A 22,038-nucleotide genomic window follows, 5' to 3' on the forward strand; every position below is an offset into this window, starting at 1 on the left:
AGTGTACAGGAGTCTGGGCGAGGGCTGTCCAGTGCCGTTTTAGTGGCCATACACCATCATGGTGGTATCCGTGATGGCGAAATCGGTAAATTGCACGCTACCGATACTCGCCTGACCGATTCGGAACACCGGCATGTCGATATCGGCCCGGAATTCCACGTCGTGCACGGAAAGCCCTTCCTTGCCGGAAGCGGCACTGGTTCCCTTCGACAGTTTCGCCGTCGCGCTGGCCATACCAAAGTGGCCGAGCGTGTCGTTGCCGCGGCGATTGTGAATCTGGAGGCCTTCAATGCCGACAGCGGCAAAGTTGAATATCAGGATCAGGTCTGCGGCATCCCAATTCAGGCTGCCGTCGGTAATCTCGAAGTGAGTGTCGAGCTGTAGCTCGGAGCCGGAGACCGTATTGCCGTTGGCCAGCGTTCGGGTGGATGTGCCGCCATTGCGGATCACCAGATCGGTCGGGCCTACATAGCCTTGCAGCAACACGTTGGAGAACAGGCTGGTGGTGCCTTCGGTACCACTGGTGGTCAGGCTGTCGACGGCCAGCTCAAAATCCACCGCCTGCAGATAGTCGGTCAGGTTGGTGGGGTCGCCATAATCCGTCGCGCCCAGGTGAATGACCAGATCACCGCTGTTGAACTGCTTACCAAAGCCGGCACCGGTGTCGTAAGTGGCCAGGGCGTCGGCGATATCCGCATTGCTACCCGGATCCAGAAGCCCGGCGTCCGCCCGGCGTGCAATTTCCGAGAAGCCGTGCTCCAGCACCTCATTCTGACCCGCGATATCGACGGTCAGCTTCATGTTGTCCATGGTGGTGTCGTTGTGACCCGACAGCCGCAAGCCATTGACGTTCAACGAACCTTCATCGGTCCACGTCAGGCGGTCCATGTTCACCTTGGTTTCCAGCTCGATGGTCACCCCGGCCTGGCCGGTCACACTGGACATGGCACCATCATCCATGGGCTTGAACTCGGCCATGGCAGCCGAAGGCAGGGACAGTGCGAAAACCAGCGCGGGAAGCATACGTTGTTTCGATTGGACGGGTAACTGAGTCATGTTGGCCCCAAAATCCGTTTCCTGATTGTTTTTTGTATTTGGATGCGTCGGCAATCCGGGCCGCAGGGGACAGCACAACCAATGCAGCAATAAATTGAGCTTGTTACACGTTGTTACGATAGGCGTGAAACGGCGACAGGTCTGTGCGTTTGGTCACAGCTTCGGAGTGTGAGCAGTCTGCCAGGCCTCCCCAAAACACGCTGTGAATACATCCCTGTATGCTCTGCTCCGCCATCCCTGGCTACGCAAGGTTTTGGGGAGGCCTGGCAGACCGCTCAATCCAGCTTTGCAGGTTAATCGAGTGCTTGCCGGATCAAGAGCTTCTGATGCTCGGCAAAATCCCGGATCAGCATCTGGGCTCGGTCGGCATCCCGGGCGATCACGGCCTGGGGAAGCTCGGTGAAGAAGGTGGCGGTTTTCTTGAGGTCCTGGCGGTAGCGATCGGCGCTGAGGTAGTAGGCTCGGCTCACGGCAGGCTTGAAGTTGGACAGGGCCTCGGAAAGGTATGGATTGCCGACGACCTTGCCGCAGGCCTCCATGACTTCAAAACTGGCCTCAACAATGGCCGTGATATCCGCAGAGGCATGCTTGGTTTGCTCCACGACTCTGGCGACAACATCCAGCATGGTCTGCTTGTCGGGTTCCTGCCAGCGCTCGCAGAGCCGGGTGACCAGCATCATCAGCAGGTGCATGTACACATCGTAAAGCTCGGAGGCGTGGTCGGCGTCCAGGCGGGTGGCGGAAGCCCCTTTACGTGGGGTGATTTCCACCAGGTGCCAGCGCTCCAGTGTGTAGAGGGCCTCTTTGACCGAGGCGCGGCTCACCTTCAATTCTGTGGCCAGCGTTGCTTCCTGAATACGTTCACCGGGCCGGATCTGGCCGGTCATGATCCTTTCCGCCAGATAGTTGGCAATCTGCTCTGCCAGGGTATTGGGAACCTGAAAATCCATAAGGGCTCTCTGAACAGGTGGCAACAACCGGTACGCCGGAGAAGGGATGCCGGTTGTTGTCGCATTCGTCATCGTGGTGCGCATGAGTCTATCACAGCCTTGGTTCCGGGGAGCGTCAACGCATTGATCTGTGGTGGATTCCAGAATCACCCGTAAAAAACTGCTCAATTTTGTTGACGATTGATGCATTGTAGGACAATAATGCACAAAACAAAAGGTGATTATTTAATCGCCAACAACTGGAACGGGAGAAATGGTTATGAGTACCCACCCCCTGAACATGGATCGGGAAGCGGCCCGCAGGAAAGTGCTTCTGGGTTTGAAGAAGTACAGCTATCTGATCGCGATGATTCCCCTGCTGTTACCACCGCTGCTACTGGCGGCTGGTGAGGCTCTGAATCTGGTAAACGTGTTTGCCTGGGGCGTGCCCGTTGTGGTGTTCGGCATTATCCCGGTGCTTGATCTCCTGCTTGGTAAAGATGCGCTCAATCCGGACGAAGAAGTGGAAGTGCCGGCGATGAACAGTGAGCTGTTCTACCGGGTAATCACCCTGGGTTGGGTGGCCGGTTTTGCCGTTCTGCTGCTCTGGAGTATGTGGATTCTGGGTTCGGGGACGTTCAGCCTCATGGGTGGTCTGGGCTGGATTGTCTCGGTCGGTATTGTGGGCGGTCTCGGCATTAATGTTGCCCATGAACTGATTCACAAGGACGCAAAGCTGGAGACCCGGGCTGGCGGTTTTCTGCTGTCGTTGGTGTGTTACGGCGGTTTCAAGGTGGAACACCTCCGTGGCCACCATGTGCATGTGTCCACACCGGAAGATGCCTCATCGTCCCGCTACAACCAGTCACTGTATGATTTTCTGCCTCAGGCCTACGTTCGCAACTTCCTGAACGCCTGGAAGCTGGAGGCCCAGAAGTTGTCCCGCAAGGGCACGCCGGTCTTCAGCTGGCGCAATGAGCTGCTCTGGTGGTACGGCATCAGCCTGCTGGCTCTGGTGGGCTTCACCGTGGCGTTTGGATGGATTGGGGCCGCGTTTTTCCTGGGCCAGAGCTTTATCGCTTTCACACTGCTTGAGATCGTGAACTATCTGGAACACTACGGCTTACATCGTCGCAAGCTGGAGAACGGCCGGTACGAGCGTACAACGCCGGAGCACAGCTGGAACAGCAACTACTTCCTCACCAATGTTTTCCTGTTTCACCTGCAGCGTCACAGCGACCACCACGCCTACGCCAAGCGCCGTTACCAGGTTCTGCGGCACCATGATATTTCGCCGCAGTTGCCCGCCGGCTATGCCGCGATGATCGTTCTGGCGATGTTCCCGCCACTCTGGAAACGAGTGATGAACCCTCGCGTTGAGGCCTACTATCAAGGCGAGGAGCATCAGCTGGCTTCCTGAGCATCGAGCCAATTGGCAAAGGCCTTTTTGAACCCGCGGAGGCGACGGTCTCCGCGGGTTTTTATCACACCCTTGAAATCTCGCTGAAACGCACACAGGTATATCGTTTAAACTCCGCGAGCAAAAAGGGACAACATCATGCCCAAGCATTTCGAGCAGGCACCCGGCCTTTACGACGACCCCGTTCCCGAGACCGAGGGTTACGTGTTTAACCAGACCATGCTCCGTATCAAGGATCCCAAGCGCTCACTGGACTTTTACAGCCGTGTTCTGGGCATGCGCCTGGTGCGCAAGCTGGATTTCCCGGAGATGAAGTTTTCCCTGTATTTCCTGGGATACCTGGATGATCGCCAGGCCGCTCAGGTGCCTCAGGACGATGACTACCGCACCACCTTCACGTTTGGCCGTGAAGCGATGCTGGAGCTGACCCATAACTGGGGTACCGAAAACGACGAAGAATTCGAGTATCACAACGGGAATGATCAGCCCCAGGGCTATGGGCACATCGGCATTGCCGTTCCAGATGTGTACGCCGCAGCTGATCGCTTCGAGAAGCTGGATGTGGAATTCGTGAAGAAGCCCGACGACGGAAAAATGAAAGGCCTGGCCTTTATCAAGGATCCGGACGGGTACTGGATTGAAATCCTGCAGCCCAACATGCTGCAGAAGCAGGCCCGCGAAAGCTGATTCAGCCTGCTAGCCGGCATCGGCCTTCTCGCCGGTGCCGCTCTTCCCGCCATACCGTGAAGCCACGATCACCGCTGCCGTCAGTATCAGGGCGCCTGCAATGCCGACAGGGCCCAGCACCTCTCCCAGGAACAACCACGCCAGGAGCGCCACAAACAGCGGTTCCATGGTGACAATGATGCTCGATAAGGTGGCCGGGGTGGTCTTCATGCCCGTAAAGAAGCTGACATAGCCGATGCAGGTCGGTACCACGCCAATGTACACAATCATCAGCCAATGGCGGACGTTCAGGGACTCCAGGCCCTCGAAGCCGCCAGTGAGCGCGACCACGGGAAACAGGATCAGCGCCGCGGTAAAAAAGCAGATAAAGGCGGTGGTAAACACCGGTGTGCCCGACGAGCTGTAGCGGCTGGTCAGGGTAAAGCCGCTGTAGACCACCGCTGCCAGCAACGCCACCAGAATGCCCGCCAGGCGGAGGGTGCCTGCGGTGTCCATATCGCTAAGCACCAGCATCCCGGTACCAATGATTGCGGCAATCAGCGCCAGGATCGTCAGCCAGCCCGGCTTTTCGCCCAGAAGCGGTGCCGCGAGAAGGGAAACCAGAACCGGGGGCAGACACAGGGCGATCAGCGTGGCAATCCCGGCACCGGTCAGGTCCACTGCCAGAAGATAGCTGCCTTGATAGAACGCCTGGAAAAAGCCCAGGGCGGCCAGGGGCAGCAACGCCTTCCTGCCGAGTTTTCGCAGGGACGCGCTGCCATGATGGCTCTGCCGGAGCTGGTGTTGCTCGCGCCGCATCAGCAACCAGAAAAAAGGTACAGCGACCACCAGACGAACGAATCCGAGGGTGATCGGTTGTAGCTCGGTGCCGGTGAACAGGAATTTTGCGACGATGCCCGTGGTCGCCCAGAGCAGGGCTGCCAGGGCGATCAGGAGAGCGCCTCGAATCATTCAATGACCAATACAATCAGCTCTTTGGGACCGTGAACACCGTAGGCCAGGGTTTGCTCGATGTCGGCGGTTTTGGATGGGCCAGAGATTAACAGGGCGTTGGTCGGCATACCAGAGGCCCAGTTCTGGGCGCGCATGGCGTCATGGAGCGTGGTATAGAGTTCGTCGGCCCGGAGCACCGCGATGTGAATGGGGGCCACCAGGCTCATCAGTCGCGGTTCATCCGGCGTCGGCCAGAGGATCAGCGAGCCGGTTTCGGCAATGCCGCCACGGGTTGAGGTGATGCTGGCATCCACATCGTTGAACAGCACCGACTGCCAGCTCTCGATGGGTTCATCGTAGATCAGCAGGTTCGGGAGATCTTCGCGTTGTGCTTCCGTTCTGAGGCGCAGGCCAATGCTGTGTTCCTTTGGAATCAGAAGATTTCGGGCGCCCCGCGTTGTCAGCACTTCAGCGAGGCGGTCCACCCAGGAGTCTTCGGTACAGCGGTGTACCTCGCCGTGCACCGACTCGATCATCTGCTCAAACCGGTCGAGCCGCTCTGCGGTGCTCCAGTCCGGCCGCTTGAGCACGGAAAAATCGCATTCGGGTGCGGATAGGGTTCCCCCGCTGCGGTTGCGCAGGCGTTGCAGGATGGTGTTACGGGAGCTCATTGCTTGCGCTCCTTCATGCGTTCATGGAGGGTCTTGCTGGCCAGTTTCGGAGCTGTGCGGTAATCGGTCCAGGCGCCGGCCTTGCCGGGCTGAAGCATCCGGAACCGGGTTGCCAGGCCAGTGCCGAAACGATAAACGCCAGCGTTGGAATGCATCCAGCTCCAGCCTTTCCATATCATGGCTTCCAGGGAACTGCGTTTGGCTCCGTGACCACGGACGCGGGCCGGGTGGAGCTTGTCACCATCCACCGACTCCTGGCGCAGACGCACCAGCAGGTCCGGGATCGGGATCTTCACCGGGCACACCTCACCGCAGGCACCGCAAAGGCTTGAGGCCGTCGGCAGGTGCCGGCCCTCATCGAGCCCCACCATGTGCGGCATCAAAATCTTGCCGATCGGGCCGGGGTAGGTGGTGCCGTAGGCGTGGCCGCCCACGCGGGTGTAGACCGGGCAGTGGTTCATGCAGGCGCCGCAGCGGATGCAGCGCAGCGTATCCAGCAGTTCATCGTCCTGATAGATGGTGGCACGGCCGTTATCCACCAGCACTAGATGAACCTCTTCCGGACCATCCAGTTCCTCGGGCTTTCGCGGCCCGGAAATCATGTTGAAGTAGGTGGTAATGTGCTGACCGGTGGCTGAGCGCGTCAGCAGCGCCAGCAGGGCGGAAACATCCTCCAGGCTCGGCACCACCTTCTCTATGCCGGTCACAGCAATATGGCAGGGGGGAACCGTGGTGGTCATGCGCCCGTTGCCTTCGTTCTCGACGAGGCAGAGCGTTCCGGTTTCCGCCACCGCGAAGTTGACCCCGGACACGCCCACATCGGCGTTCATGAACTTTTCCCGGAGTTGCTGGCGGGCGCTGGCGGTCAGGTACTCCACATCGTTGGAGAGGTCCGTGCCGGTCTTGTCGTGCATCAGCTCTGAGATCTCGCCGGTATTCTTGTGGATGGCCGGCATGATGATGTGCGACGGCGTTTCATCGGCGAGCTGGACAATGTATTCGCCCAGGTCCGATTCCAGCGCCTCAATGCCCTCACCGGAAAGGTAGTGGTTCAGCTCCATTTCCTCGGAGACCATCGACTTGCCCTTGATGACGCTTTTCGCATCGCGGGCAACGCAGATATCGCGGATGATGCGGCAGGCTTCGTCGCCATCAACGGCCCAGTGCACCTTGATCCCGTTGTCGGTGAGTTTCTGCTCCAGCTGCTCCAGAAGATCGGGCAGGTTGGCAAGGGCGCGCAGGCGGATGTTGGCGCCAAGTTCCCGGAGGGTCTCCAGGTCCCAGCCCTCAAAGGCGCTTTTGCGCTTGGCCATCAATCCGTCCATGGCCCGGCGGAAGTTCTGCCGGATTTTCGGATTGCCAATGGCCTCCCGCGCCCGGGGGTGGAACTGTTTTACGTCGACGTGATGATGGGCCGAGTCAGTCACGATCCACCTCCTGCCTTATTGGTACGCTCCCATAGAAAGCTGAGGATATGCTGTCCGGTAAGTGGTTTTCGGTTCTTCTCGGCGTAACCGGCGATGTTCATCAGGCAGCCGCAGTCGGTGGTGACGAAATCCTGGGTGCCGGTTTCCACAAGTGCGTCGACTTTCTCACTTACCATGGCACCGGAAATCTCCGGATGGCGAACGGCAAAGGTGCCGCCGAAACCGCAGCATTCTTCGGCCCGAACCTGCTCCACGAGGGTGACATTATTGAGCTGGCCTATAAGAGCGGGGCCCACCTCGGCAACCCCCATTTCCCGGCGGGCGGAGCAGGAGGTGTGCATGGCCACTTTCGTGGGCTGCCCGAGGTCCTCCAGTTTGATGTGGCAGACATTGAGCAGAAAATCCGTCAGCTCCCATACCCGCTCGGCAACGCTGGCCGCCCTGGCCTCATCGCCGGTATCCCTGAACAGGGCCGGGTAGTGCTTACGCATCATCCCGCCGCAGGACCCCGAGGGCACCACAATGGGCCAGTCCTCCGGAAACAGGTCCAGCTGGGCCCTGGCTACGGAGCGGGCCTCATCGTGATAACCGGAGGTGTAGGCCGGTTGGCCGCAGCAGGTCTGGCCCTGGGGAAAGATCACTTCGATACCTTCCCGTTCCAGCAATTCGACGCCGGCGATGCCGGCATCCGGATAAAACATGTCCACCAGACAGGTCCCGAAAAAATAGACCTTCCGGGGTTTTGCGGGATAAACCTTGATGGGATCAGCCATACGCCGACACTCAACTGTTTTGAATTGTTATCTCATCATAATAGGGGGCTGCGTTGGCTGTTGCCAGACGACTTTCTGCGGAGGGGAAGGGGCGTAGGCCAAGGAAGAAGGTTCGCCTCTTCCTCAGTGAGGCTGGACGCTCAGGTCGCCCTGGCGGGGGCGTTGGAGTTCCCGGCGGAGTGAGGCGCCGGAATAGCCCGTTGCCAGCAGGAAATGGAGTTTTGCAAAGGCCGCCTCGGGTGTCAGATCAGCGCCGGAAACAACGCCGATGCGGGCCAGTGCGGCTCCGGATGCGTAGGCGGTTTGTGAAATCTGCCCAAACGGGCATTGGCTGACGTTGATCACCGTTATGCCTCGATTAATGCCCTGTTCCAGTGCCTTGATCAGGTCAGCGTCTGCGTCCGGTGCATTACCGGCTCCATAGGATTGCAGAACCAGTCCTTTCAACTCCGGGATGGCCAGGATGGACTCAACCACGGCGGCCGATATGCCGGGGTAGAGCACCAGAGACGCCACTCCGGCGTGCTCAAAGTCCGGCAGTTGGAAATCCGGTTGGCCGGCAGGAAGCAGCAGGTCGTGGCGGAGTTCCAGATGAATGGCTGCCCGTCCAAGCAGAGGCGCGTTGGGCGAATCGAAGGCATCCAGTTCGCTGGTTTTCAGTTTTCTTGAGCGATTACCCCGGATCAGCTTGCCCCGGAAACAGACACAGACTTCCGAGATCTCCGGACGCGCGGCCAGCATCAGCGACGTGGTGACGTTGTCCACGGCGTCGGTCCTTGGCTGCTCCAGCGGGATCTGGGAGCCGGTCAGAATGACCGGCTTGTTGGCGCCCTTGAGTATGTACGAGAGTGCCGACGCGGTGTAAGCCATGGTGTCCGTGCCATGCAACAGCACGAATCCGTCATAGCGTTCCCAGTTGCGGATGAGCACCTCGGCCATGGTGTGCCAGTGCGTTGGGCTCAGGTTGGCGCTGTCGATCAGTTGGTCCAGCTCGATCACATCGAAATGCGGCAAGGCCTCCAACGGCGTTCCGAGGTGACGGGTGAGCCGATCACCAAACGCAGCGCCGGGAACGTAACTTCCGCCGGAGGACACCATACCGATGGTCCCGCCGGTATACAGCACCAGGACACGACGGTTCACTGGTCATCTCCGACCGGCGCCAGCATTGTTCGCGGGCTCAGCAGACGGTCCAGCTGCTCAGCGTTCAGCAGGCCTTCCTCAAGCACCAGTTCACGCACAGTGGAACCGGAGTTCAGCGCCTTCGAGGCGATCCGCGTGGCGTTGGAGTACCCCAGCTTGGGCACCAGCGCAGTGACGATGCCAATGCTGTTGTCCAGATGGCGCGCACACTGTTCGGTGTTAGCGCGGATATCCTTGATACACCGCTCATCCAGCATGGTGCAGGCTGAGCCGAGCATTTTCATGGAGTTCAACAGGTTGTAGACAATGAGTGGTTCCATGGCGTTGAGCTGCAGTTGTCCGGCTTCCGCCGCCAGGGTCACGGCGAGATCACTGGCAATCACCTGGTAGGCGGTCTGGTTGACCGCCTCCGGGATGACCGGGTTGACCTTGCCAGGCATGATGGACGATCCCGGCTGCATCGGCGGCAGCAGGATCTCGCCCAGGCCGGTGCGAGGGCCGGATGACAGCAGGCGCAGGTCGTTGCACATCTTGCCCAGCTTCACCGCAAACCGTTTCAGGATGCCGGAGAACAGCACAAAGGCGCCCATGTCCGAGGAGGCTTCCACCAGGTTGCTGGCGGATACCACCGGCTTGCCGGAGATCTGCGCCAGATAATCAACGGCCAGCCTTTGGTATCTCGGATGGGTGTTGATGCCCGTGCCAATGGCAGTCCCACCAAGATTTACCTCGCACAGGAGCCGGCTGGCTTCATGGAGGCGATCAATGTCTTCACCGAGGTTGACGGCGAAGGCCTCGAATTCCTGACCCAGGGTCATGGGCACCGCATCCTGCAACTGGGTGCGCCCCATTTTGACCACATCCGCAAACTCATGACCTTTCCGCTCGAGGCCTTCCCGGAGTTGCACAATGGCCGCTTCCAGGGGTTCTGCTGCAAACTGAACCGCCAGGCACACCGCCGTCGGGTAGGCGTCATTGGTGGACTGGGAACGATTGACGTCATCGTTGGGGTGAAGGTGCTGGTACTCACCCTTGTTGTAGCCCAACTTCGCCAGTGCGAGATTGGCGATGACTTCATTTGCGTTCATATTGGTGGAGGTGCCCGCTCCACCCTGGATCAGGTCAACCACGAACTGGTCGTGCAGCTCACCGGCGATGATGTCATCACAGGCCGCCATGATGGCTTCGGCCTTGTGTGGCGCCAGGGCGCCAAGGTCCCGGTTCGCCATCGCGGCGGCTTTCTTCACCATGACCAGCGCACGAACGAAGTCCGGGAAATGGCTGATCGGAACGCCGGTGATCGAGAAGTTATCCAGCGCACGCTGGGTTTGCACGCCATACCAGGCATCGGCAGGCACCGGCAGATCTCCCAGAAGATCATGTTCAATGCGAGTGTTCATAGGTGGTCAGACGCTCTCTCTGGCAGGCTCGGATTTGCCCTGGGCTTTTGCCTGGGCCCGTTCGATGTCTTCGGGCTCCAGTTCCCATGCGGCCGGGTCCAGGTCCATATCCTGGAACCGGGATACATCGAACACCGGCTGCTCGATGCCGCTGGCAATCTGGCTGTCGAAATCCTTGAGAATGCGCAGGCCAGGTTTGAACAGGGCGATCAGTGCAATCAGGTTAACCAGCGCCAGCAGCCCCATGGTCACGTCGGCAAAGCCGAAGACCGTGCCCAGATCCGTGGTCGCGCCCCAGCAGACCAGACCGATGATGGCAACGCGGAACGTATTGAAGAAGTTCTGATTCTCGGTGCTGAAGAAGTTGATGCTGTTCTCGCCGAGGTAGTAGTTGTACAGAATCGTACTGAACCCGAAGAGCACCAGTGCAACACTCACAAAGCTCCTGCCCCAGTCGCCGACATGATCCGCAAGTGCGGACTGAGTCAGCGCCACGCCACCCACATCGCTGACGCTGGCCGGATCGTAGATGCCGCTTAGCAGAATGATCAGGGCGGTGGATGAACAGATGATCAGGGTATCAATGAATACCGAGAATGCCTGCACAACGCCCTGATTGGCCGGGTGAGGCACATAAGCGACAGCGGCCACGTTGGGCGCGCTGCCCAGACCGGCTTCGTTTGAGAACAGGCCGCGCTTCACGCCCATCATGATGGCCGCGCCGATACCACCACCAACAACCGGTTCCAGACCAAAGGCACTGTTTACGATGAGCATCAGCGCGTCGGGGATCTGCTCAAGATTGAGCGTGAGCACGACCGCGGTGATCAGCAGGTAGCTTCCGGCCATGACCGGAACCAGGTATTCCGCCACCCGGGCAATACGGCGAACGCCGCCAAAGATGATGGTGCCAACGACCATGGCCAGAGCGATACCGGTGTAGAAGACCGGTACCCCGAAGGCGTCGTCAACGGACGTTGCAACGGCGTAGGACTGCAGTGCGGTAAAGCCGAAGCCAAAGGTCAGCAAAAGAAGAAGCGAGTAGAGGCCGGCCATCCACTTCCAGCGGGCGCCCAGGCCGCGGGCAATGTAGTACGCGGGCCCGCCACGATAGGTGCCGTCCGCCTCAGCTTCTTTATAGGTTTGTGCCAGGGAGCACTCCAGGAAACTGGTCGCCATGCCCATGAGGCCGACCACCCACATCCAGAAAATCGCGCCGGGACCACCCAGAGTGATGGCGACTGCAACGCCAGCAATATTACCGCCACCGACGCGGCCAGCAACAGAAAGCAAAAGTGCCTGAAACGAACTCAGGTGGCCGTGTTTATCCCGCTGAAACGCCTGGCTGGCACTCAGTATCCGGAACATGCGTCCAAAATAACGGAACTGGACAAAGCGGGAGGCAACGGTGAACCCGATACCAACGGTAAGCAGCAGGGCAATCAGGATCTTGCCCCAGAGTAGGTCGTTCAGAAACTCCAACATAAATAACTCCGGTGGTCTTTTTGTTGTGCGAAGCCCTTATTTAACCAACCAGGGGCCCTTGCTAACATTTCCAACCTGTCGCCTGACTGGCGCGAATTGTTGCTGGGTAGCGTCAAGTTGCGCTATCGCAAACTGACGCTCCGGGCACTCACCCAATTCAACAGGCAAGCCTCTCAATGCATCAGGATCTGGCCCAGAACCTCAGGCTGCTTTGCAGCTACTACAAGTCGATTGCGGAAGTTTGTCGGCGCCTTGGCATCAACCGGCCACAGTTCAATCGCTACCTGGGCGGACAGCACAAGCCTTCAGCCAATACCCTGCGTCGCCTGTGCGAGTTCTTCGGAGTTGATGAACAGGAAATCCTCCTGCCGCATGACCAGTTTCAGCAGCTCGTGGCGGTGCGGCCACAGGCCAGTGCCCGGCCGGAAGGCGATGAGCGTTCCATCCAGGAACACCTGGAGCGGTTGGCCCATGAGGGTCGCGACGACATCGATCACTACCTTGGTTATTACTACGAGTATTACCAGTCAATGTCCGCGCCGGGGAAAGTGTTGCGTAACCTGGTGTGTCTTGAGCGGCAGGGCGGAAACGTCGTTTTTCAGCGGACAGAGCGGATGCGGGCTACCCGCACAGAACCACCTTGCCACAACCGCTATCAGGGCGTGGCCTATCTGCTGACGGACCGCCTGTTTCTGGTGGACTATGAAACCCTCAATCGTCATGAGATCACGCAGACGATTCTGTTTCCGAGCTTTCGGAACCGGCTCACCCGGTTAACAGGCCTGAAAGTCGGTGTGTCGGATAACAGTGAAAGAATGCCGTGTTGCGCTCGGGTGCTGTACGAATATCTGGGACAAAAGGTGGTTGTGCGCAAAGCGCTTGCGAAGTGCGGTCTTTATGATGCGGACAGTTCTGCGATTGAGCCCTCAATCCGAAACGCCGTACTGAACGATATCGGGCAGGGTGAGTATCTTTTCAGAGCACGGCACTGATTCGGGGGTAGGGGCAGCGGCCTGGCGCCGCTGCCAGCTTGCTTACTTGATCGCCAGACGGTCCGCGTTTTTCTCGACGGTGCGTGCTCCAATCCCTTTCACATTGGTCAGATCGGCTGTGGATGCAAACGGTCCGTTAGCTTCACGGTAGTCGATAATGGCCTGGGCCTTGCTGTCGCCAATGCCGTTGAGGCTGGCGAGTGTGGCGACATCGGCGGTGTTGATGTTGATGGCTGCATCCTGAGCGTGGGCAAAGCCTGCCATCAGGCTGAACAGCAGAACCAGTGTCGCGAATAGCGGTGTGCGTGTCATGTGAATAAGCTCCTGAGCTTGAAAAACGTCGTTATGGTTAAGCCGGGACGTCGCGCAGCGCAGGCGCAGCTTCAGGTAGTGAGCGTCTGTAAAACGAAGCCGGGAGTAAAGGGGCTGGGAAATGGGGTGAAAGGGTGAGGGTAGTGCACGGATGAGGACCACTGTCCGTGTGATCCCGCAAATCCGTGGCTGACCCCTGCCTGTTCCTTCAGGCTGCGCATCATCCTGAGCGCTTCATCCTTGCAGTCGTCCTTGCGCCCTGATCCATCGGGCAACTCCGATCCGTGGAGTTCTCATCCTTGAGCCAACGTTCCTTGCTGGCTTGTCATCCCTGACACTGATCATTCTAAACAGGATGTAATTTCGCAAAATCGGAGAATCGCTCCGTCCGCTGTGCGAAATCTCCTACACGGTTTGTAAGCCCGGATGGAACCGGTCGGAAGGGGCTGATACTCAGTGTTTATGCGCTTTCCGGGGCAATTTTTTGCCCGCCTTGCAGGGCCTTGGTCGCCTCGCGGGCAACCCGTTGAATGGAACGTATGTGTTGTATCAGCTGTGCCCCGGCATCATCGGCTTTGCGGGCCTGCAGGGCGCTGATGATTTTCTGATGCTCGGCCTGAACCAGAACATCGTGATTCCTGGGGGGCGGCACAAGGCAGCTGATAAACCGAAGCCGATCGATGACTTCCCCGTGGATTCGGGTCAGTTCCCGGTTGCCTGCAGCGGCCACCAGTTCACAATGAAAATCCAGTTCCCGATGCAGCGTGAATTCCGGCAGTGGCTCTGGCAGGGCACAGAGCTTGTCGACGGCGGCCCGCTCCAGGGCAATACGCAGGTCATAAAGTTCATCCACCTGTCTGGCGTCCAGGGGCTTTACCTGCCAGCCGCTGCGGAAGAGCACTTCCACATAACCCTCCCGTTGCAGCCGGTAAAGGGCTTCCCGCACCGGTGTGCGGCTGGCCTTGAGCCGGGCGCCCACGTCCCCCTCGCTGAATTTGTCCCCCGGGATCAGGCGGAACGCGAAGATTTCGTCCTTGAGGGCGTTGTACACCCTGTCGGCCATGGACGCCTTTCGTTTGGTGGTTGTTGCCATGGTCTGGATCGCCGGGCCCGTTTTGAGGGCACGGATTTCACCCCTTATCAGTAATGGATGCTTGTATACATGGCAACCGCAATGCCCGTGCCATACGCGGTTTAATATATAAATAGTCTTTAAAAACATATGGATGCAGGGCATGAGGTTGGGGCTGCGGTGAGGTGCGCCGCACCGAACTGGTGCGAGTGCACCAATCAAGATGCATCAAAATGGGGTTTTACCGCGATTTTATGGTTCAAGGCCCTTGTTTTTCAGCTTGTATACTAGATAACGTTCTGTTTTTTAATGAATTAAGGGGTAGTTGGAACGGCTGATGCAGAAGTCGGTGTGCGATTTAATCCCAGAAGTACCTATCAATGACGAAAAGGACTCGCACAACATGACTATTAAAAAACACGTGAAACTTGGCCTCTCAGCCCTGGCGCTTTCCATCTCCCTGAACTCTGTTGCAGCAGAAGACCCCATCAAGGTCGGTATTCTTCACTCTCTCTCCGGCACCATGGCGATCAGTGAGTCCACCCTGAAAGACACCATGCTGATGCTGATTGAAAAGCAGAACGAAGAAGGTGGCATCAACGGCCGCATGCTCGAGCCGGTGGTTGTCGACCCAGCGTCCAACTGGCCGCTGTTTGCGGAGAAAGCCCGCGAGCTGCTGGCAAAAGAGAAGGTAGACGTGATCTTCGGTAACTGGACCTCAGTTTCCCGTAAGTCGGTACTGCCGGTGGTGGAAGAGCTGAACGGCCTTCTGTTCTACCCGGTTCAGTACGAGGGTGAGGAATCCTCCGAGAACGTTTTCTATACCGGCGCGGCGCCCAACCAGCAGGCGATTCCGGCGGTGGACTACCTGATGAACCAGATCGGCGTTGAGCGCTGGGTACTGGCGGGCACCGACTACGTATACCCGCGCACCACCAACAAAATCCTTGAGACCTACCTCAAGGACAAAGGTGTGGCTGCGGACGACATCATGATCAACTACACCCCGTTCGGTCACTCCAACTGGCAGTCCATCGTTTCCGACATCAAAAAGTTCGGCAGCGCCGGCAAGAAGACCGCCGTGGTCTCCACCATCAACGGTGACGCCAACGTGCCTTTCTACCGCGAGCTGGGTAATCAGGGCATCGACGCAGCTGATATTCCGGTTGTGGCCTTCTCCGTGGGTGAGCAGGAACTCTCCGGTATCGACACCGGCCCGCTGGTTGGCCACCTGGCCGCGTGGAACTACTTCATGAGCGTGGACAACGACGCCAACTACGACTTCATCGACGCCTGGGTTGAATACACCGGCAACGAAGAAGCCGTCACCAACGACCCGATGGAAGCGCACTACATCGGCTTCAACATGTACGTGGAAGCGGTCAAGAAAGCCGGCACCGCCGACGTGGACGCGGTTAAAGACGCCATCATCGGCGTGAGCGTACCGAACCTGACCGGCGGCTACGCCACCATGATGCCGAACCACCACATCACCAAGCCGGTGCTGATCGGCGAGATCCAGGACAACGGCCAGTTCTCCGTGGTCTGGGAAACCGCCTCCACCGTTGCCGGCGATGCCTGGTCTGACTTCCTGCCAGGTTCCAAGGACCTGATCAGTGACTGGCGCAAGCCGCTGTTCTGCGGAAACTTCAACGTGGTTTCCGGCACCTGCGGCGGCAAGTCGGAAGTCGCTTCCAACTAAGCCCTGCCTGAAACAGCGGATGGGGTGAACGCCCCATCCGCGTTTTGACCAGCAACACAATTTCTCAAGGACAGGACAATCATGGGCATCATCCGATCGCTCAGCCAGCTTCTGCTTGTCTGCTGCCTGCTATGGCCCGCCCTCGCATCGGCGCAGGTAGACGACTCACAAGCACAGCAGCTGCTCACCGCCCTCGCTGAATCTTCCTTCAAAGAGAAGAAAAGCGTCGTCAACCAGATCGCCGGCAGCGGCGACGACCGCGCCCGCACATGGCTGGAAGCCTATGGCGACAACAAACTCGGCCGCATCGAATCCAGCGGCGACTTCATCATCGTGCTCAAGAACCGCGGCCGGAACTGGACCGTTCAGAGCGCCCTGAGTGGTGAGAATCTGGGTGAGATTTCCCGCCGGGACATCGACACCATCCGGGTCAACAACGCCCTGCGTAACGAGCTTGAAGGCATTCTTTCCGTCATCGATCTGAAAAGTCCCGATGAGGACAACCGATTAACCGCCGCCCGCGCCCTCAAAGGCAGCGTGGACGACACCCTGGCCGAGCGCGTGCCGGACTTTATCGCCGCCGAAGAGAGCGACGCGGTACAGGCAGCGCTGACCGAAGCCCTGGCCATCTATCAGGTGGAAGAGCAGGGCGATGTCTCGGCCGTCGCTACCCTTTCTGGCAGTCTCAACTCAGAAGCCCGCGCGGCTCTGCAACAGGCCCAGAACAGCGACGATCCCGCCCTGGCCGCCGCAGCCGCCAAGGCCATGGAAAGCATCGAACAGAAACTGAAAATGAACCGTGCCGCCGAGACCCTGTATTTTGGTCTCTCCCTCGGTTCGGTACTGGTACTGGCCGCCATTGGCCTGGCCATCACCTTCGGCGTGATGGGCGTGATCAACATGGCCCACGGCGAGCTCATCATGCTGGGTGCCTACACCACCTGGGGCATGCAGCAATTGCTGCCGGGCCAGCCTGGCCTGGCACTGATTCTCTCCATCCCGGCCGGCTTCCTGGTGGCGGCGCTGGCGGGTATTGCCATTGAACGCACCGTGATCCAGCACCTGAAAGGCCGCCCGCTGGAAACCCTGCTTGCCACCTTCGGTGTGAGCCTGATCCTGCAGCAACTGGTACGTACGGTGATCTCCCCGCTTAACCGCACCGTGATCACCCCGGACTGGATGAGCGGCTCGGTGATGATCAACGAAGGCCTGTCGCTCACCCTGAACCGCATGTACGTCATCGGCTTCGCGCTGGTGGTGTTCGCCGGCCTGATGCTGATCATGCGCAAGACCCGGCTCGGCCTGGAAGTGCGCGCCGTTACTCAGAACCGCGCCATGGCCCGCTCCATGGGTATCAAGGCCACCAAAGTGGACATCCTCACCTTCGGCCTGGGTTCCGGCGTGGCCGGTCTGGCCGGTGTGGCCCTTTCCCAGATCACCAACGTGGGCCCGAACCTCGGCCAGAGCTACATCATCGATTCCTTCATGGTGGTGGTGTTCGGCGGCGTGGGTAACCTCTGGGGCACCCTGCTGGCAGGCCTCTCCCTCGGCACCATCAACCAGCTGCTGGAACCCTGGGCGGGTGCCGTGCTGGCGAAGATCCTGGTGCTGGTTTTGATCATTCTGTTCATTCAAAAGCGGCCAAGAGGGCTTTTCCCTCAAAAAGGCCGGGCTGCGGAGGGCTGAGTTATGTGGTTAACAAGACCTTTGCAGGAACGTTCCACCCAAATCTTCCTGGGCGTGCTCTTCGGCGCCCTGGTGATCGTCAGCGCGCTGCATCTGTTCATGCCTCAGGACAGTGCCCTGTATGTCAGCTCCTACACCGTCACGCTGCTGGGTAAATACCTGTGCTACGCGTTGCTGGCGGTGGCGGTGGATCTGGTCTGGGGCTACCTCGGTATCCTCAGCCTGGGCCACGGTGCCTTCTTTGCCCTCGGCGGTTACGCCATGGGCATGTACCTGATGCGCCAGATCGGTGATCGCGGCGTCTACGGAGATCCCGTCCTGCCGGACTTTATGGTGTTCCTGAACTGGCAGGAACTGCCCTGGTACTGGGCCGGCTTCGACATGGCGTGGTTCGCCTTCATCATGGTGCTGCTGGCACCGGGTATCCTGGCGCTGGTGTTTGGCTTCCTGGCCTTCCGCTCCCGGGTAACCGGCGTGTACCTCTCCATCATCACCCAGGCGCTCACGTTCGCCCTGATGCTGGCCTTCTTCCGCAACGAGATGGGCTTTGGCGGCAACAACGGCCTGACCGATTTCAAGGACATCCTTGGCTTCGACCTGCGCACCGACGCCACCCGCCTCGGCCTGTTCCTGGCCACCGGCATCGCACTGGCGATCGGCTACGTGATCTGCCGTGGCATCGTCACCAGCAAGCTGGGCCGTGTGAGTGTGGCCTGCCGGGATGCCGAAGCGCGAACCCGCTTCATCGGCTACCGGGTTGAGCGGGTGCAACTGTTCGTGTTCGTGGTGTCCGCCATGCTGGCGGGTGTGGCCGGTGCGTTGTATGTGCCCCAGGTGGGCATCATCAACCCCAGCGAATTCTCGCCGCTGTTCTCCATCGAAGTGGTGGTGTGGGTAGCCCTGGGCGGTCGCGCAACTCTCTACGGGGCCGTCATCGGCGCGCTGCTGGTGAACTACGCCAAGACCGTGTTCACCGGCATCATGCCGGACGCCTGGCTGTTCGCCCTCGGCGGCCTGTTCGTGCTGGTCACCGTGTTCCTGCCCAAGGGCATTGCCGGCCTGATGTCCCGTCGTAGCAAGAAGGACGATACCGACACCCCGGCAGCGCAGGAGGCCACCGCATGAGCATTTTCCAGGAACTCACCAACCGGGATCAGGTGTTCGAATTCCTCGCGCCGGTACAGTCCCCGGTGGACGTTCGCCACGGCCCGATTCTGTACATGGAAGACGTGAGCGTGAGCTTTGACGGCTTCAAGGCCATCAACAACCTCAACCTCACCATCGACGACGGCGAACTGCGCTGCATCATCGGCCCCAACGGGGCCGGTAAAACCACCATGATGGACATCATCACCGGCAAGACCCGCCCGGACACCGGTTCGGTGTGGTTCGGCAGCCGCCACAACCTGCTCACCATGAACGAGCCGGACATCGCCACCCTCGGCATCGGCCGCAAGTTCCAGAAGCCGACCGTGTTCGAAGCGTTAACGGTATTCGAAAACCTCGAACTGGCCATGGCCACCGACAAACGCATCTTCCCGACGCTGACCGCCACCATGAAACCGGAATATCGGGAGCGCATCGAGGAAGTGCTGGAAATGATCGGCCTCAAAGACCTGCGTAACGCCCCGGCGGGCATCCTCTCTCACGGCCAGAAGCAGTGGCTGGAGATCGGCATGCTGCTGATGCAGAAACCCCGCCTGCTGCTGGTGGACGAACCCGTGGCCGGCATGACCGAACAGGAAATGGAACGCACCGCCGAACTGCTCACCAGCCTCGCCGGCAAACAGTCGGTGGTGGTGGTGGAGCACGACATGGGCTTCGTGCGCTCCATCGCCCGCAAGGTCACCGTACTGCATCAAGGCAGCGTGCTGGCCGAAGGCTCCATGGACCAGGTCTCCAACGACCCGGAAGTGGTCAAGGTGTATCTCGGGGAGGAAGCCTGATGTCTGACGAAAACCTGATGGTAAAAATCGACAAACTCAACCAGTACTACGGCGAAAGCCACACCCTGTGGGACCTGGAGCTGGACGTGCCTCAGGGCCAGTGCACCTGCGTGATGGGCCGAAACGGGGTGGGCAAGACCACCCTGATGAAATGCATCATGGGCGAGGAAAGCGTCAAAAACGGCTCCATCGAATTCGCCGGTGACGTGGAACTCACCAAAAAGAAAATCGAAGACCGCTCCCGCCTGGGCATCGGCTACGTGCCCCAGGGCCGGCAGATCTTCCCGCTACTGACCGTGGAAGAAAACCTGCGCACCGGCCTGGCCGTGCGTGCAGACGGCAGCAGGAAAATCCCCGAGCGAATCTACGAGCTGTTCCCGGTGCTCAAGGAAATGAAAAACCGCCGCGGCGGCGACCTCTCCGGCGGCCAGCAGCAACAGCTGGCCATCGGCCGGGCCCTGGTGATCGAACCGCGCCTGCTGATCCTCGACGAACCGGGCGAGGGCATCCAGCCCAACATCGTCGCCCAGATCGGCGAAGTCATCCGCAAGCTGATCGAAGAAGACGGCCTGACCGTGTTGCTGGTGGAACAGAAACTCCCGTTCGCCCGCAAATACGCCGACCGCTTCGCCATCCTCGACCGGGGCCGCCGCGTGGCTGAAGGCGAAATCGCCGGGCTGACCGATGAACTCATCAAACAGCACCTGACCGTATGACCGCCTACCAGCCGATCGACACGCACACCTCCGGCCACCGTTTCGACAAGGAACGGCGCTGGGCAGCGGCCCTCTCCCTCGGGTTTGAATCCCGGGAAGAGGGCGCGGCCGCACCCATCACCCGCCTGGTACGCCGACACCACATCGGCCCCCTGCGGGTACAGCGCCCGTTCTACCCGGAAGGCAAAACCGGCTGCTGCCACGTGTACCTGCTACACCCACCGGGCGGACTGGTGAGCGGCGACGAACTGCGCATAGAAGCCAGCGTCGCCGAAGGCGGCCACGCCCTGCTGACCACCCCGGCAGCGGCCAAGCTCTACAAAGCCGACAGCCACGGCGTCGCCTGGGGCCAGCACACACATCTGATGGTCGCGAAAAACGCCACCCTCGAATACCTGCCCCAGGAAACCATCGCCTTCGATGGCTCCCGGGGAGAACAGACCACCACCATCGAACTGGCAACCGGCGCGAAAACCCTGGGCTGGGAAGTCCTCGCCCTCGGCCGCCCGGCCAGCGACTTGCCCTTCGCCACCGGCGAACTGGAACAACGCTTCCACCTCAGCCTCGACGGCAAACCCTTGTGGCTGGAACGCCAGATTCTCGACCCCAAACACCGCCGCTTCATCGGCCACTGGGGCCAGGGCGGCGCGACCGTGCAGGCAACCCTTTGGGCTGTAGGAATCGACGACGAAGCCGCCGCCATCGAAGCACTGAGAGAACAACTCCCGGAACACAACCGCTGGGCCGTCACCCGGCGCCGTGGCGTACTGCTGCTGCGCTACCTGGGCACCGAACGCAACGAAGCCTGGGCCCTGTGCGAACAGGCCTGGCACATCCTGCGCCCCCTGCTCACAGGATTACCGGCCCACACACCCAGAATCTGGCTCACCTGACGGCCATAGCCCAAAAAAAGAGAGACAACGGAGTCAACATGGAACTCACACCCAGAGACAAAGACAAGCTCCTGCTGTTCACCGCAGCACTGCTGGCCGAACGCCGCAAAGCCAAGGGCCTCAAACTCAACTACCCGGAAGCCGTCGCCCTCATCAGCGCCGAAATCATGGAAGGCGCCCGCGAAGGCCGCTCCGTGGCCGAACTCATGAGCTCCGGTACCGAAATCCTCACCCGTGAAGACGTCATGGACGGCGTCGCCGACATGGTCCACGAAGTGCAGGTGGAAGCGACTTTTCCAGACGGGACCAAACTCGTGACTGTTCATAACCCCATTGTGTAAGGAGCCAGACATGATTCCCGGTGAATACATGATCCAAGACGGCGACATCGAACTCTGCGCCGGCCGCGAACGCATCACCCTGGACGTCTCCAACACCGGCGACCGCCCGGTCCAGATCGGCTCCCACTACCACTTCGCCGAAGCAAACCCCGCGCTCGAATTCGACCGCGCCAAAGCCAAAGGCTTCCGCCTCGACGTAGCCGCCGGCACCGCCATCCGCTTCGAACCCGGCCAGACGAGATCCGTCACCCTGATCCCGTTCGCCGGTACGCGCGAAATCTACGGCTTCCGCGGCGACGTGATGGGAAAACTGGACAACTAACACGGAGTAGGAGGAGCGAGTGAGATTGGGTTTCCAAAACTGTGCGAAGCCATGGATGGCGAAGCTCAAGCGCCACATGGATGTGCCGCCAGGAGCGGGTTTTGGAAACCCAATCTCACTTGCTCTAACTCC

Annotated in this window: 22 protein-coding genes; 11 read left to right on the forward strand and 11 right to left on the reverse strand. The window is 59.7% G+C overall.

From position 1 onward, the window contains the following. Window positions 1-39: 39 nt before the first annotated feature. The gene (locus D777_RS06945; protein WP_036129907.1) at window positions 40-1,056 is read right to left on the reverse strand and encodes a DUF6160 family protein; all 1,017 of its coding nucleotides are present in this window, start codon (window positions 1,054-1,056) and stop codon (window positions 40-42) included. Between the two features lie 293 nt (window positions 1,057-1,349). Further along, window positions 1,350-2,006 (reverse strand): GntR family transcriptional regulator, encoded by a 657-nt coding sequence (locus D777_RS06950; protein ID WP_036129908.1) that lies wholly within the window; start codon window positions 2,004-2,006, stop codon window positions 1,350-1,352. Window positions 2,007-2,265: 259 nt separating this feature from the next. On the opposite strand from D777_RS06950, the gene D777_RS06955 reads away from it, so the two are divergent. Further along, window positions 2,266-3,405 (forward strand): alkane 1-monooxygenase, encoded by a 1,140-nt coding sequence (locus D777_RS06955; RefSeq protein ID WP_081849493.1) that lies wholly within the window; start codon window positions 2,266-2,268, stop codon window positions 3,403-3,405. 138 nt (window positions 3,406-3,543) lie between these two features. Beyond that, a complete protein-coding gene (gene gloA, locus D777_RS06960) occupies window positions 3,544-4,092 on the forward strand; it encodes a lactoylglutathione lyase (RefSeq protein ID WP_036129909.1) in 549 nt (182 codons plus the stop codon). Between the two features lie 9 nt (window positions 4,093-4,101). Here gloA and D777_RS06965 read toward each other — a convergent pair whose 3' ends face one another. The 7 genes from D777_RS06965 to D777_RS06995 all read right to left on the reverse strand — a co-directional run bounded on the left by D777_RS06965 (window position 4,102) and on the right by D777_RS06995 (window position 11,924). Then, entirely contained in the window at window positions 4,102-5,043 is a 942-nt protein-coding gene (locus D777_RS06965; RefSeq protein ID WP_036129910.1) for a DMT family transporter, read from the reverse strand. Further along, window positions 5,040-5,696 carry a LutC/YkgG family protein gene (locus D777_RS06970; RefSeq protein ID WP_036129913.1) on the reverse strand — a complete coding sequence of 219 codons (657 nt, stop codon included), beginning with the start codon at window positions 5,694-5,696 and terminating at the stop codon, window positions 5,040-5,042. Before D777_RS06970 ends, D777_RS06965 begins: the two co-directional genes overlap by 4 nt. Continuing rightward, entirely contained in the window at window positions 5,693-7,123 is a 1,431-nt protein-coding gene (locus D777_RS06975) for a LutB/LldF family L-lactate oxidation iron-sulfur protein (RefSeq protein WP_036129915.1), read from the reverse strand. Before D777_RS06975 ends, D777_RS06970 begins: the two co-directional genes overlap by 4 nt. Beyond that, a complete protein-coding gene (locus D777_RS06980; RefSeq protein WP_036129917.1) occupies window positions 7,120-7,896 on the reverse strand; it encodes a (Fe-S)-binding protein in 777 nt (258 codons plus the stop codon). Before D777_RS06980 ends, D777_RS06975 begins: the two co-directional genes overlap by 4 nt. A 123-nt stretch (window positions 7,897-8,019) precedes the next feature. After that, a complete protein-coding gene (locus D777_RS06985; protein ID WP_036129919.1) occupies window positions 8,020-9,039 on the reverse strand; it encodes an asparaginase in 1,020 nt (339 codons plus the stop codon). Further along, a complete protein-coding gene (locus D777_RS06990; protein WP_036129921.1) occupies window positions 9,036-10,439 on the reverse strand; it encodes an aspartate ammonia-lyase in 1,404 nt (467 codons plus the stop codon). Before D777_RS06990 ends, D777_RS06985 begins: the two co-directional genes overlap by 4 nt. A 6-nt stretch (window positions 10,440-10,445) precedes the next feature. Continuing rightward, complete coding sequence (locus D777_RS06995) at window positions 10,446-11,924, reverse strand: alanine/glycine:cation symporter family protein (protein ID WP_036129924.1); 1,479 nt, start codon at window positions 11,922-11,924, stop codon at window positions 10,446-10,448. A 176-nt stretch (window positions 11,925-12,100) separates the two neighbouring features. On the opposite strand from D777_RS06995, the gene D777_RS07000 reads away from it, so the two are divergent. Then, on the forward strand, window positions 12,101-12,916 hold the full coding sequence (locus D777_RS07000) for a helix-turn-helix domain-containing protein (protein ID WP_036129926.1): 816 nt from the start codon (window positions 12,101-12,103) through the stop codon (window positions 12,914-12,916). Between the two features lie 42 nt (window positions 12,917-12,958). Here D777_RS07000 and D777_RS07005 read toward each other — a convergent pair whose 3' ends face one another. Continuing rightward, entirely contained in the window at window positions 12,959-13,228 is a 270-nt protein-coding gene (locus D777_RS07005) for a ComEA family DNA-binding protein (RefSeq protein ID WP_036129929.1), read from the reverse strand. Between the two features lie 460 nt (window positions 13,229-13,688). Further along, entirely contained in the window at window positions 13,689-14,321 is a 633-nt protein-coding gene (locus D777_RS07010) for a GntR family transcriptional regulator (RefSeq protein ID WP_051668991.1), read from the reverse strand. 382 nt (window positions 14,322-14,703) lie between these two features. On the opposite strand from D777_RS07010, the gene urtA reads away from it, so the two are divergent. The 8 genes from urtA (at window position 14,704) to D777_RS07050 (ending at window position 21,906) form a co-directional block, all read left to right on the forward strand. After that, entirely contained in the window at window positions 14,704-16,002 is a 1,299-nt protein-coding gene (gene urtA, locus D777_RS07015) for an urea ABC transporter substrate-binding protein (RefSeq protein WP_036130009.1), read from the forward strand. An 81-nt stretch (window positions 16,003-16,083) separates the two neighbouring features. Next, window positions 16,084-17,688, forward strand: coding sequence for an urea ABC transporter permease subunit UrtB (gene urtB / locus D777_RS07020; RefSeq protein ID WP_036129931.1), 1,605 nt, complete (start codon window positions 16,084-16,086; stop codon window positions 17,686-17,688). A 3-nt stretch (window positions 17,689-17,691) separates the two neighbouring features. Beyond that, a complete protein-coding gene (gene urtC, locus D777_RS07025) occupies window positions 17,692-18,813 on the forward strand; it encodes an urea ABC transporter permease subunit UrtC (RefSeq protein ID WP_036129933.1) in 1,122 nt (373 codons plus the stop codon). Beyond that, complete coding sequence (gene urtD / locus D777_RS07030) at window positions 18,810-19,634, forward strand: urea ABC transporter ATP-binding protein UrtD (RefSeq protein ID WP_036129935.1); 825 nt, start codon at window positions 18,810-18,812, stop codon at window positions 19,632-19,634. Before urtC ends, urtD begins: the two co-directional genes overlap by 4 nt. 17 nt (window positions 19,635-19,651) lie before the next feature. Beyond that, window positions 19,652-20,350 (forward strand): urea ABC transporter ATP-binding subunit UrtE, encoded by a 699-nt coding sequence (urtE, locus tag D777_RS07035; protein ID WP_036130011.1) that lies wholly within the window; start codon window positions 19,652-19,654, stop codon window positions 20,348-20,350. Beyond that, entirely contained in the window at window positions 20,347-21,243 is an 897-nt protein-coding gene (locus D777_RS07040; RefSeq protein WP_036129936.1) for an urease accessory protein UreD, read from the forward strand. The genes urtE and D777_RS07040 overlap by 4 nt, the downstream gene beginning before the upstream one ends. A 38-nt stretch (window positions 21,244-21,281) precedes the next feature. Continuing rightward, complete coding sequence (ureA, locus tag D777_RS07045; protein ID WP_036129938.1) at window positions 21,282-21,584, forward strand: urease subunit gamma; 303 nt, start codon at window positions 21,282-21,284, stop codon at window positions 21,582-21,584. A 10-nt stretch (window positions 21,585-21,594) separates the two neighbouring features. Continuing rightward, the gene (locus D777_RS07050; RefSeq protein ID WP_036129940.1) at window positions 21,595-21,906 is read left to right on the forward strand and encodes an urease subunit beta; all 312 of its coding nucleotides are present in this window, start codon (window positions 21,595-21,597) and stop codon (window positions 21,904-21,906) included. Window positions 21,907-22,038: the final 132 nt, after the last annotated feature.

This window comes from Marinobacter nitratireducens (assembly GCF_000708045.1).
In the GTDB taxonomy this organism is placed as follows: Bacteria; Pseudomonadota; Gammaproteobacteria; order Pseudomonadales; family Oleiphilaceae; genus Marinobacter; species Marinobacter nitratireducens.